This is a genomic window from Pseudomonas sp. KT_2_4, assembly GCF_041410225.1.
GTDB lineage: Bacteria > Pseudomonadota > Gammaproteobacteria > Pseudomonadales > Pseudomonadaceae > Aquipseudomonas > Aquipseudomonas paracarnis.
The window spans coordinates 1,061,406-1,074,054 of the sequence record NZ_CP166962.1 but is presented as its reverse complement, the minus strand read 5'-3'; the positions used below and the strand labels follow the sequence as shown (position 1 = coordinate 1,074,054).

Genomic DNA, 12,649 nt, shown 5'->3' with positions numbered 1-12,649 from the left:
CAGGACGTCTAGGTGTTCGAGCAGGCCGTGTTCTTGCTCTGATGATTTAGACGATCACCGGAGGCAGGGTCGTCGGCGGCTCTTGCACGGGCGGTGGGTCGTTTTCCGGCGGCTCTCTCTCTGGAATGGGCGCCGGTTCACTGGGCGGCGTCGGTAGTGGCGGAGTGTCGATATTCGGATCTTCAGGTTCAGGTGGTATCGGGATATTCATCGGTGTGGCCTCCTTTGTGCTTTGCTCTAGCGGTGGACCGCTGCCTGGGGCAATTGATTCCCTGCCCAGCGGCGGCATATCCACCTGAACTTTTGCGGCGCGCCCAGGCTCGGACCTTATACGGCCACGCTCAGGGAAAGCGTCGCCGCCTTTGAATTCGGATCAAGCCAAGAGCGTCCACAGGGCGTAAGGGGAAGATGCTCGATGATTGCTGAAACACTGGCTCCAGAAGGCTCGATACTGCCGCTGTCGCAAGCGCTGTTGTTACCCAGGATCGCTATCGAAAGCACAATGCCGGTGATCGACAATGGTGAGTTCGCCGTCAAGGCTGTGGTCGGCCAGCGTGTCAATGTCACCAGCAAAGTGTTCGCTGATGGTCACGACAAGCTGGCGGTGCTGATCCGCTGGCGCGTGCTGGAGGAAGAAAGCTGGCACAGCGTGGTCATGACCGATGTCGGCAACGATGGCTGGGAAGGCGCGTTCACCGTCGCCCAACTCGGGCCGCATGAATACTGCATCGAGGCATGGATCGATACCTTCGCCAGCTTCTGCTATGAATTGCGCAAGAAACATGAGGCCGGGGTGCCGGTCAGCCTTGAATTGCAGGAAGGCCGCAGCCTGGTGTTGCAGGCTGCCGAGCGCAGTGACAACGAATTGCGCGACCGTTTGATGGTGTTGCACCACGAACTGTCGGGCCTGCTGGAAACCGAGCAGGTGGCGTTGTTCCTGCACGAAGACAGTGCACACCTGATGACCCAGGCCGATCATCGCGCGTATCTGAGCGTCAGCCCCGCCTACCCAATTGACGTAGAGCGTGAGGCGGCGCAGTTCGCCAGTTGGTATGAGCTGTTTCCCCGCTCGATCACCGATGATCCGGCCCGCCACGGTACATTCAACGACGTGCACTCGCGCTTGTCGATGATCCACGACATGGGTTTTGACGTGCTGTACTTCCCGCCGATCCATCCTATCGGCCGCAGCCACCGCAAGGGCAAGAACAACTCACTCACCGCAGGCCCCGATGATCCGGGCAGTCCGTATGCCATCGGCAGCGCGGAGGGCGGGCATGAGGCGATTCACCCGCAACTGGGCAACCGTGAGGATTTCCGTCGCCTGGTCAAGGCCGCTGCCGACCACGGCCTGGAAATTGCCCTGGACTTCGCCATCCAGTGCTCCCAGGACCACCCATGGCTTGAACAGCACCCTGGCTGGTTCAACTGGCGCCCCGACGGCACGATTAAGTACGCCGAGAACCCGCCGAAAAAGTATCAGGACATCGTCAACGTCGATTTCTATGCGGCGGATGCGATTCCGGGCTTATGGACAGAACTGCGCGACATTGTGGTGGGCTGGGTGGAAGAGGGCGTGAAGACCTTTCGCGTCGACAACCCGCACACCAAGCCGCTGCCGTTCTGGCAATGGCTGATCAGCGACGTGCGTGCCAAGTACCCGGAGGTGATCTTCCTCGCCGAAGCTTTCACCACCCCGGCAATGATGGCGCGCCTGGGCAAGGTCGGCTATTCCCAGAGCTATACCTACTTTACGTGGCGCAACACCAAGGCTGAACTGAGCGAGTACCTCACTCAACTGAACCAATCGCCCTGGCGTGAGTGCTACCGCCCGAACTTCTTCGTCAATACGCCGGACATCAACCCGGGTTTCCTGCATGACTCCGGCCGCGCAGGCTTCCTGATCCGCGCTGCGCTGGCCACGATGGGCTCGGGCCTGTGGGGGATGTATTCAGGCTTTGAGTTGTGTGAGTCGGCGCCCGTGCCAGGCAAAGAAGAATACCTCGACTCCGAGAAGTACGAGATCCGCCCCCGCGACTTTACCGCCCCCGGCAACATCATCGCCGAGATCGCCCAGCTCAACCGCATCCGCCGCCAGAACCCGGCGTTGCACACGCACCTGGGGCTCAATCTCTACAACGCCTGGAACGACAACATCCTGTACTTCGGCAAGCGCAGCGAGGACGGCAGCAATTTCATTCTGGTCGCCGTCAACCTCGACCCGCACAACGCCCAGGAAGCCCACTTTGAATTGCCGCTGTGGGAGATGGGCTTGCCCGACGATGCCCAGACCCAGGGCGAAGACTTGATGAACGGCCATCGCTGGACCTGGTACGGCAAGACCCAATGGACCCGGCTGGAGCCGCAGATGCCGTTCGGGATATGGCGCATCAGCACCCCCTGAGTGCTCGTTCCCACGCTCTGCGTGGGAACAACTCACTTCGCTCTGCGTGGGAATGCCTCACTGGACGCTCTGCGTCGCGCTTGGGACGCGGAGCGTCCGGGGCTGCATTCCCACGCGGAGCCTGGGAACGATCCTCGAGAACTTTGTATTTTCAGGAGTTTGCAATGGCCAAGAAACCCAAGGCAGCCACCTTCATCAAAGACCCGCTCTGGTACAAAGACGCGGTGATCTACCAGGTACACGTCAAATCCTATTTCGACTCCAACAACGACGGCATTGGTGACTTTGCTGGGCTGATCGCCAAACTCGACTACATCGCTGACCTGGGCGTGAACACCATCTGGCTGCTGCCGTTCTACCCGTCTCCCCGCCGTGATGACGGCTACGACATTGCCGAATACCGCGGCGTGCACAGCGACTACGGGACGATGGCCGACGCCAAGCGCTTTATTGCCCAAGCCCATCAACGCGGGCTGCGCGTGATCACAGAGCTTGTGATCAACCACACCTCCGACCAGCACCCCTGGTTCCAGCGTGCGCGCAAGGCCAAGCCGGGCTCGGCCGCACGGGACTTCTACGTGTGGTCGGACGACGACCAGAAATACGACGGCACGCGCATTATTTTCCTGGACACCGAAAAGTCCAACTGGACCTGGGACCCGGTGGCCGGCCAGTACTTCTGGCACCGCTTTTACTCGCACCAACCGGACCTCAACTTCGATAACCCGCAGGTCATGAAAGCGGTGCTGTCGGTGATGCGCTATTGGCTCGACCTGGGCATCGACGGCCTGCGCCTGGACGCCATTCCCTATCTGATCGAACGGGACGGCACCAACAACGAAAACCTGGCGGAAACCCACAACGTCCTCAAGCAGATCCGCGCTGAGATCGATGCCCATTATCCCGACCGCATGCTGCTGGCCGAAGCCAACCAGTGGCCGGAAGACACGCAGCTGTACTTTGGGGATAGAAAGGGTGATGACGGCGATGAATGCCACATGGCCTTTCACTTTCCACTGATGCCGCGCATGTACATGGCGTTGGCCCAGGAAGATCGCTTCCCCATTACCGACATTCTGCGCCAGACCCCGGAGATTCCCGCCAACTGCCAGTGGGCAATTTTCCTGCGCAACCATGATGAGCTGACCCTGGAAATGGTCACCGACAAAGAGCGCGACTACCTGTGGAACTACTACGCCGCAGACCGCCGCGCCCGCATCAACCTGGGCATTCGGCGACGCCTGGCGCCGCTGGTGGAGCGCGATCGTCGGCGGGTGGAATTGCTCAACAGCCTGTTGCTGTCGATGCCGGGCACGCCGACCCTGTACTACGGCGATGAAATCGGCATGGGCGACAACATCTACCTGGGCGACCGTGACGGCGTGCGCACGCCCATGCAATGGTCCATCGACCGCAATGGCGGGTTTTCCCGTGCCGACCCGGCCAGTCTGGTGTTGCCGCCGATCATGGACCCGCAATACGGCTACCAGTCGGTCAACGTCGAGACCCAGGCCCAGGACCCGCATTCATTGCTCAACTGGACCCGGCGCATGCTCGCAGTGCGCAAGCAGTCCAAGGCGTTTGGTCGTGGCAGCTTGAAAATGCTCTCGCCGACTAACCGGCGCATCCTGGCTTACACCCGTGAATACACCGATGAAGACGGCCACACCGAGATCATCCTGTGCGTGGCCAACGTGTCGCGCAGCGCCCAGGCGGCGGAGCTGGACCTGTCGGCCTTTGCCGGCATGGTGCCGGTGGAGATGCTTGGCGGTAATGCCTTCCCGCCAATCGGCCAGCTGAATTTCCTGCTGACCCTGGCGCCCTATGGTTTCTATTGGTTCGTGCTGGCAGCGGAAAACCAGATGCCCAGCTGGCATGTGGAACCGGCGCAAAGCATGCCCGACTTCACCACTTTGGTACTGAAAAAACGCATGGAAGAGCTACTCGAAGAACCTTGCCGCACCAGCCTGGAACATACGTCACTGCCCGCCTGGCTGCCCAAGCGGCGCTGGTTTGCCGGCAAAGATACGGCAATCGACACGGTGCACATCGCATATGGCGTGCGTTTTGGCGACCCGCAGCATCCGGTGTTGCTCAGTGAGATCGAAGTGACCAGTGCCGGCCAGGTCAGCCGCTACCAACTGCCCTTGGGCTTCCTTGGCGAAGACCAGTTCACCAGCGCCTTGCCCCAGCAATTGGCGTTGGCCCGAGTGCGACGCACCCGCCAGGTAGGTTTGGTGACCGATGCCTTCAGCCTTGAGCATTTTATCCTTGAGGTGATCCAGGCCATGCAGGCCGGCACCGTGCTCAATACCCCTGACGGCGATCTGCGATTCGAGGCCACTCATCACTTGGCCGCATTGCAACTGACCCGTGAATCGCCGGTGCGTTACTTGTCCGCCGAGCAGTCCAACAGCTCGGTGGTGGTCGGTGAGAGTCTGGTGCTCAAGCTGATTCGCAAAGTCAGCGCCGGCGTGCACCCGGAGCTGGAAATGAGTGCGTACCTGACCGCCGCTGGCTACCCGAACATCTCGCCGCTGCTGGGCTTTATGAGCCGCCAGGACGGGCAGGGACAGGACAACTTGCTGATGATTGCCCAGGGTTACTTGAGCAATCAGGGCGATGCCTGGAGCTGGACCCAGAACAACCTGGAGCGGGCGATCCGCGATGAGCTGGCCGACGCGATCTCTGAACAGGAACAGCATTACAACGCCCTCGGGGAACTGGCAGATTTTGCCGGTTTGCTCGGTCAGCGCCTGGGTGAAATGCACCTGGTGCTGGGTGCGCCAACGGCCGACAAGGCCTTCAAACCCGAACCCACCACAATCAAAGACACCCAAGCCTGGGCCAAGGATGTCGGCGCCCAGATCGACCGTGCCTTGCAGTTGCTCAAGCTTAATCAAAGCCAGTTGAACCCCGCCGACCAGGCGTTGGTCAGTGAATTACTGGCGCAGAAAAAAGCCATCGCGGCGCATGTCCAGGCGTTGGCCAAAGCCACGGCGGGCGGATTGCGCATTCGCGTCCACGGTGACTTGCACCTGGGCCAGGTATTGGTGGTCAAGGGCGATGCCTACTTGATCGACTTCGAGGGCGAACCGGCGCGACCGCTGCATGAGCGGCGCGGCAAACACAGCCCTTATAAAGATGTGAGCGGTGTGCTGCGTTCCTTTGATTATGCCGCGGCCATGGCGCTGAATGTACAAGGGGTGGATCACACGCCAGAAGCGAACGCTGCGCGCAAACGCGTGACCGACCGCTACCTGAATGAAGCCCGCGTAGCATTTACCCAGGCTTACCAGGCCGCTGCGTCTACACTGGCGCATGACTGGCAGGATGCCAACGGCCAAGACGCAGCGCTGACCTTGTTCAGCTTGGAAAAGGCCGCGTACGAAGTGGCCTACGAAGCAGAAAACCGCCCGACCTGGCTGCCGGTGCCCCTGCAAGGGCTGCACGGCTTGTTGAGCGGGCTGACACCTATATCTAAACCTGTACGCGGTGGGGAGACGTCATGAGTTTTACACAGAGAGAACCGCTGCAGCCCAAGTTGACTGCATTGCCGGCGTCCAAGGACGTCGATGCGCTGGTGCGCGCCGAGCACCCCGATCCCTTTTCGATCCTGGGGCCCCATGATGACGAGCAGGGCGGCCAGTTTATCCGTGCGTTCCTGCCCGAGGCCCTGAGTGTCCAGGTACTGGCGCGTGACACAGGTGAGCCGTTTGGCAGCCTCGATGCCACCCAGGTGCCAGGCCTGTTTATTGGGCACTTCAGCACTCGCCAGCCCTACCTGCTGAAAATCCAGTGGGCCGGCGGTGAGCAGATCACCGAAGACCCCTACAGCTTCAGCCAATTGCTGCTGGGGGAAATGGACCTGTACCTGTTTGCCGAAGGCAATCACCGTGACCTGGGCAACTGCCTGGGGGCTCAGGTGGTCAGCGTCGATGGCGTGCAAGGCGTGTGCTTTGCCGTGTGGGCGCCGAACGCACGGCGGGTTTCGGTGGTGGGCGACTTCAATATCTGGGACGGGCGCCGCCACCCGATGCGCCTGCGTCATCCATCGGGGGTGTGGGAAATCTTTATCCCGCGCCTGCAACCGGGCGCGGCCTACAAGTATGAAATTCTCGGTGCCCACGGCATTCTGCCGCTCAAGGCCGACCCTGTGGCGCTGGCCACCCAACTACCGCCGGACACCGCCTCGAAGGTCGCCGCACCTTTGCAGGTGGATTGGCAGGACCATGAGTGGATGCAATCGCGGGGAGACAAGCAGAAAGCCACCGCGCCGTTGTCGATCTACGAGCTGCATGTGGGGTCCTGGCAGTGCGAGCTGGACGAGGCCGGTGAAGTGGCTCGGCAATATGGCTGGCGCGAATTGGCCGAGCGGCTGATTCCTTACGTTCAACAATTGGGCTTCACCCATATCGAACTGATGCCGATCATGGAGCACCCCTTTGGTGGCTCGTGGGGTTATCAAGCGTTATCCCAGTTTGCCCCCAGCGCGCGCTTTGGCTCGCCGGAAGACTTCGCCTGGTTCGTCAATGCCTGCCATCAGGCCGATATCGGCGTGATCCTTGATTGGGTGCCAGCGCATTTCCCCACCGATACCCACGGCCTGGCGCAATTTGACGGTACCGCGCTGTACGAATACGCCAACCCGCTGGAAGGTTTTCACCAGGACTGGGACACGCTGATCTACAACCTGGGCCGCACCGAGGTCCACGGTTTCATGCTCGCGTCGGCCTTGCACTGGCTCAAGCATTTCCACGTGGACGGCCTGCGTGTGGACGCAGTGGCCTCCATGCTGTATCGCGATTATTCGCGCAAGGCCGGTGAATGGGTGCCCAACCGTCATGGCGGCCGCGAGAACCTGGAAGCCATCGATTTCTTGCGGCACCTGAACGACGTGGTTGCCCTTGAAGCGCCGGGCGCGTTGGTAATTGCCGAGGAGTCCACGGCCTGGCCCGGCGTCAGCCAGCCGACCCAACAGGGAGGCCTGGGCTTCAACTACAAATGGAACATGGGCTGGATGCACGACTCCCTGCATTACATCCAGCAAGACCCGGTGTACCGCGCCCATCATCACAACGAGCTGAGTTTCGGGCTGGTGTACGCCTGGTCGGAGCGCTTTATCCTGCCGATTTCCCATGATGAGGTGGTGCACGGCAAGCACTCGCTGATCGACAAGATGCCCGGCGACCGCTGGCAGAAATTTGCCAACCTGCGCGCCTACCTCAGTTTCATGTGGATGCACCCCGGCAAGAAGCTGCTGTTCATGGGCTGCGAATTTGGCCAATGGCGCGAGTGGAACCACGACCAGCAACTGGATTGGTATTTGCTGCAGTATCCCGAGCACCGTGGCGTGCAAAAGCTGGTAGGCGATTTGAACCGCCTGTACCGCGAAGAACCGGCGTTGCACGAACAGGACGATGCGCCCCAGGGCTTCCAATGGCTGATCGGTGATGACGCGATCAACAGCGTCTACGCCTGGCTGCGCTGGAGCAAGGGTGGCAAGCCGGTGTTGGTGGTTGCCAACTTCACCCCGGTGCCCCGTGAAGGCTACGCAGTCGGTGTGCCGTTTGGTGGGCGTTGGAGTGAGGTGATCAACAGTGATGCCGATACCTACGCCGGCTCCAATTACGGGAATGGCGGAGCCGTGTTTACCCAGGATGAGCCGCGCCATGGGCAACCGGTGTCGTTGTCGTTGAACCTGCCGCCCCTGGGCGTGCTGATTTTGCGACCTCAAGAGCCTGAAACGCTCTAGCGCGGCGTATGCCGCTGTTCGGCTTGCTGGCAAGGTGCCACAATGGCGCCTTTGCCGTCGCCGGTCAAACAGGCCAACCCCATGAATAGCCTCGGGCAGGACCAGGGTCACTCCATTGAAGAGCAGGTGCGAACCGACCGTTTGCACCAGCTGTTTCGTCAATCATTCTCGGCGATCTTCGGCAGCTACCTGGGCGCCGTCATGCTCTGCTGGCTGTGCTGGGATCGGTTCGATCATCAGGTCATCCTGGTGTGGTTGGTACTGTTGGCGGGCTCGTCATTGGTGCGCCTGCATCTGTTCGTGCAATGGTTTCGCTGCCCTGACGCGGCGCGCACGCCCGCCCGTTGGGAACGCCGCTACTGGGTCACGCTGATGCTGTCGGCGGGTATCTGGGGCGGCGGGGCGCTGGCGGTGATGCCGGTCGATGACCGCTTATCCCAGGTGTTGGTGATGCTGTTTACCGTGGGCATGTCGGTCAGCGCGGTGTCCTGTTATTCAGCCTATCGCTACATGACGCTGGGCTCGATGGCGCTGGTGTTGCTTCCCTGTACGGTATGGATGCTGTTTCAGCCTTCGCCGATGCAGGTCGGCGTGGCGTTGGCGGTGCTGGTGTTTGCTTCGTTTGTGGCCGGTGCCACGCGCAAACTCTCCGATGCCCTGGAAAAAGCCTTTCGCCTGACGAGGCAAATGGAACGCGCTCATCATATTTCCACCCGCGCCGCTCAGACCGATGAACTGACCGGGCTGATGAACCGTCGGGCGTTCTACGAACAGGCTCAGTTGCTGTATGCCCAGTGCCTTCGCGAGCAGCAGCCGTTGTGTGCATTGATGATGGACATGGACCACTTCAAAGCCATCAATGACACCTACGGCCACCAGGCCGGCGACCAGGTGTTGCGTCAGATTGGCGCGGTGATCAGCGCGTCCTTTCGCCAGACCGATATCTACGGTCGCCTGGGGGGCGAGGAGTTTGCAGTGCTGCTGCCCAATACCTCATTGGAGACCGCACGCAGCATTGCCGAGCAGTTGCTCCAGACGATTTATCACTTGCCCGCCGACCCGGTACAAGGGGTGAGCGCAAGCTTGGGCGTGGCATCGACCCACGCTCAGCCTCTGGATTTGAACGGCTTGATGAACAGCGCCGACAAGGCCCTGTACCAGGCCAAGGCATCGGGCCGCAATCAGGTGGCGGTTGTCGACTGATCCTTGCTCATCGCCTTTGCCAGCACTCGCGCAACCTGGTCGGCGGAGTAGGGCTTGGCGAGGAACTCAAAGCCTTCATAGCCGCTGTCCGCCAGTTCCTCGCTGTAGCCGGAGACGAGTACCACGGGCAGGTCCGGGCGGCGCTGGCGCAGTAGCTTGGCCATGGCCACGCCGGTCATGCCGGGCATCACCACGTCGGAGAAAATCGCATCGAACCCCTGGACGTCTGTGCCGGCGAGGTTCAGCGCCTGTTCGGCATTGGTCGCCCACGTGGTCTGGTAACCCAGGTCCTTGAGGATCTGGCTGGCGAAGCGTCCTACCTCAAGGTTGTCCTCGACGATCAGCACGTGCTGATGAGCAGCCTCTTGCGGCGCTGGCAAGTCTGTATGCGGGTCTTGATCCGGCGCCGCTTCGCCTTCGACCTGCGGCAGGTACAAGGTAAACACCGTACCCTGGCCAAGGGTGCTGGCCACATCGATATTGCCGCCTGACTGCTTGGCAAAGCCGAATACCTGCGACAGGCCAAGGCCCGTGCCTTTGCCCACGGCCTTGGTGGTGAAGAACGGCTCGAAGATGCGTTCGAAGGTATCGCTGGGAATCCCGGTGCCGGTATCGGCCAGAGAAATGGCGATGTAGGGCATGCACGACTCGGCATCCCCGCGAATACGTGGCAGCGTTTGCTCGCTGGCGACTTTGAGGGTCAGGGTACCCTGGCCGTCCATCGCATCGCGGGCGTTGAGGGCGATGTTGATCAGCGCGGTTTCGAACTGGCTTGGGTCGATGCGTGCATAGCAGGGCCGATCGGGCAATTGCACCTGCACATGAATGCGTGCGCCGGTGACGCTTTCGAGCATCTCGCCGATGTTCTGCACGCGCTGGCCGACATCGAACACCTGCGGGTTCAATGGTTGGCGACGGGCAAAAGCGAGCAGTTGGCTGGTGAGCTTGCTGGCCCGCTCCACCGTGTCGGACACCGCGCACATATAACGTTGCCGACGCTCTTCGGACAGGCCCGGTTGGCGCAGGAAATCAACGGATGAGCGGATAATGGTCAGCAGGTTATTGAAGTCATGGGCGACGCCACCGGTCAGTTGGCCGATGGCCTCAAGTTTTTGTGACTGGCGCAGTGCAGCTTCGGCTTCGGCCAGCGCACGGGTACGCTCATTCACGCGCTGCTCCAGGCTGGCATTGAGTTCCGCATAGGCGGCCAGGCCCTTACGCACGGCGGCGTCGGCACGCACGCGCTCGATATGCGCCCATGAACGTTCGGTGACTTCGCCCAACAGCGCGATGTCGTAGGACGACCAAAAACGCGGCACTTTGTCGTGTACGGCCATCAGTGCGGTGAGCCGCCCGTCTTTGATCAAGGGCATGCAAATGGTGGCCGTCACACCGAGTGCCTGGAAGCTCGCGGCGTCTTGGGGCGGCAGCTCGATCAGATTATTGCGTATCACCAGTGGCTCGCCGGCACGCAGGCAGTTGACCGCGCATTCGCCAAACGCCGCCAGGCTGTAATGGCCGATGATGCTCGGCGAGCCTTGCGCCGACCAGTCGCCTCGAATGGTGAAGCCATCTTCATCCTCGTCCATGTCGGCGTAGGCACAGATGGACACCTGCAGATGTTCGGCCAGCAGGCGAGTCGTAGACGTCAGGATGGTTTCGGCGTCGGTAGCGTTGGTCACGCTATTGCTAATGGCGTCCAGCACTTCAAGACGACGGGCGAGGAACACCGTGGCAGTGGTTTCGGTCACCGTGTCGAGCAAACCGACCACTACACCTTGGGCATTGCGAATCGGGCTGTAGCAGAAGGTGAAATAGGCTTGTTCCGGCGCTTCGTTGCGTTGGATCAACAGCGGGAAGTTTTCGATATAGGTGGCGTGCCCATCGAACGCGGCGTCGGCGATAGGGCTGATATCGTCCCACACCTCGTGCCAGATCTCGTTGAACGGGCGGCCCAAGGCGTCGGGTTTGCTACCCAGGATCGGCGTGAACGCGTCGTTGTAGAGGGTAATCAACTGAGGCCCCCAGACGATGGCCTGGGGGAAACTCGACGCGAAGCACAGCGCAACGGTTGTCTTCAACACATCGGGCCAGTGTTCAAGTGGCCCCAGGGGCGTACTGGCCCAATCGTGCTGACGAACCCGCTCTGCCATTTCGCTGCTGCCTTGCAGCCAATTCATCATGGGGTTCACACCTTGCTTGCTACGTACTGTTTAGCTTTGAAGAGTCATACCGACTAGCAACAGACCGGAATGACCGCATTCAGTTCAGCGCGATTATCTCCCTGATAGCACTTTGATTTCACTGTCTATTTGCACGCCGTCATTATTGGCCGGTTGGGCCGGCGCCCAACCTTATTGCGTGCCGAATAAGCCCGTCCAATAGATGCCCGCGTCACTCTTGGGGTCCATGGCGTAGGCAGCACCCAATTCGCGAAACTGCGGGTTCATCAGGTTGGCGCAGTGGCCGGGGCTGGCGAGCCAACCGTCGACGACCTTGCGCGGCGTGTCGAGGCCGGCGGCGATGTTTTCGCCGATATTCTTCGCGATATACCCCGCCAACTCGGCGCGGTCACCCGGCGTGCGGCCGTCGGGGTCCAGGTGGTCGAAGAAATTGCCGTTGGCCATGTTGCGGGTATGGCTGTTGGCTGCGCCGGCCAGGGTGTCGTTCCACGACAGGGGCGCCGTGGCGGTGAACGCCTGGGTGCCACACTGGCGCGGCTCGGCACGGGCGGTGTTGATCAGGTCGAGCAGTTTTCTGCCTTCGGTCTGCCAATCGCCCAGGCCGCTGGTCACCAACGGGCGGGCCAGCACGATGCGCCAGTCCTGGCCGCTGTTGCTGACGCCGATGTCGACAAATTGCGGGTCGAGCACTACGCGGCAAAAGCTTTCGCGCACCGCTTTCATCGCGGCCTCGGCATCCTTGGGCCCGGACAGGCTGATGGCCTGCACATTCACCATCGGGTAGGCAGCGCGCGCCAGCGACTGCTGCAAATCGCCGACATTGGAGGCCGGCAACACCAGCCGCGTGTCGCTGGTCAGCGGCGGAAGCTCCTGGGAACCCTGGTCACCGCAGCGTTGCACCTGGCTGCGGTATTGGTTGATCTGTTGGACTAACTGACTTTCTTCATTCGCCATCGCGCTGGCGCAGAACACCGTAGTGGCGGCCAGCGTCGTAAGACCCATCATCAATGACAGAACGCGCATGGACGTTACCCTTGAGCTTGAAAGTGCCCATGATGCGCGATCCAGGTGCATCCATGCACCCGTTGGTCCGAACTTTTTTTG

The 12,649-nt window shown here is 61.0% G+C and carries 7 protein-coding genes; 4 read left to right on the top strand and 3 right to left on the bottom strand.

Features of this window, described 5'->3' with window-relative positions; genetic code table 11:
- Positions 1–46: 46 nt before the first annotated feature.
- Positions 47–211, bottom strand: a complete 165-nt coding sequence (locus AB9N64_RS04855; RefSeq protein WP_165835081.1) for a hypothetical protein — start codon at positions 209–211, stop codon at positions 47–49.
- A 204-nt stretch (positions 212–415) separates the two neighbouring features.
- Here AB9N64_RS04855 and AB9N64_RS04850 point away from each other — a divergent pair, with 204 nt between their 5' ends.
- From AB9N64_RS04850 to AB9N64_RS04835, 4 genes are all read left to right on the top strand, one after another.
- Positions 416–2,404 (top strand): alpha-1,4-glucan--maltose-1-phosphate maltosyltransferase, encoded by a 1,989-nt coding sequence (locus AB9N64_RS04850; protein WP_371360008.1) that lies wholly within the window; start codon positions 416–418, stop codon positions 2,402–2,404.
- A 164-nt stretch (positions 2,405–2,568) separates the two neighbouring features.
- Positions 2,569–5,916: a maltose alpha-D-glucosyltransferase gene (gene treS, locus AB9N64_RS04845; RefSeq protein ID WP_371360007.1), complete on the top strand. Its 3,348-nt coding sequence runs from the start codon at positions 2,569–2,571 to the stop codon at positions 5,914–5,916.
- Complete coding sequence (gene glgB / locus AB9N64_RS04840) at positions 5,913–8,159, top strand: 1,4-alpha-glucan branching protein GlgB (protein WP_371360006.1); 2,247 nt, start codon at positions 5,913–5,915, stop codon at positions 8,157–8,159. Before treS ends, glgB begins: the two co-directional genes overlap by 4 nt.
- Before the next feature lie 42 nt (positions 8,160–8,201).
- Positions 8,202–9,362: a diguanylate cyclase gene (locus tag AB9N64_RS04835; RefSeq protein WP_019816876.1), complete on the top strand. Its 1,161-nt coding sequence runs from the start codon at positions 8,202–8,204 to the stop codon at positions 9,360–9,362.
- On the opposite strand, the gene AB9N64_RS04830 is transcribed toward AB9N64_RS04835, so the two are convergent.
- Positions 9,341–11,545: a GAF domain-containing protein gene (locus AB9N64_RS04830; protein WP_371360004.1), complete on the bottom strand. Its 2,205-nt coding sequence runs from the start codon at positions 11,543–11,545 to the stop codon at positions 9,341–9,343. The two genes, AB9N64_RS04835 and AB9N64_RS04830, sit on opposite strands and share 22 nt — an antisense overlap.
- A 171-nt stretch (positions 11,546–11,716) precedes the next feature.
- Positions 11,717–12,568 carry a CAP domain-containing protein gene (locus AB9N64_RS04825; protein WP_014718680.1) on the bottom strand — a complete coding sequence of 284 codons (852 nt, stop codon included), beginning with the start codon at positions 12,566–12,568 and terminating at the stop codon, positions 11,717–11,719.
- Positions 12,569–12,649: the final 81 nt, after the last annotated feature.

What these genes read in the sequence shown, in the direction of transcription:
- AB9N64_RS04825 (WP_014718680.1), bottom strand. Translation starts at nt 12,568, where the DNA reads ATGCGCGTTCTGTCATTGATGATGGGTCTTACGACGCTGGCCGCCACT.
- treS (WP_371360007.1), top strand. Translation starts at nt 2,569, where the DNA reads ATGGCCAAGAAACCCAAGGCAGCCACCTTCATCAAAGACCCGCTCTGG.
- AB9N64_RS04835 (WP_019816876.1), top strand. Translation starts at nt 8,202, where the DNA reads ATGGCGCCTTTGCCGTCGCCGGTCAAACAGGCCAACCCCATGAATAGC.
- glgB (WP_371360006.1), top strand. Translation starts at nt 5,913, where the DNA reads ATGAGTTTTACACAGAGAGAACCGCTGCAGCCCAAGTTGACTGCATTG.
- AB9N64_RS04830 (WP_371360004.1), bottom strand. Translation starts at nt 11,545, where the DNA reads ATGATGAATTGGCTGCAAGGCAGCAGCGAAATGGCAGAGCGGGTTCGT.
- AB9N64_RS04855 (WP_165835081.1), bottom strand. Translation starts at nt 211, where the DNA reads ATGAATATCCCGATACCACCTGAACCTGAAGATCCGAATATCGACACT.
- AB9N64_RS04850 (WP_371360008.1), top strand. Translation starts at nt 416, where the DNA reads ATGATTGCTGAAACACTGGCTCCAGAAGGCTCGATACTGCCGCTGTCG.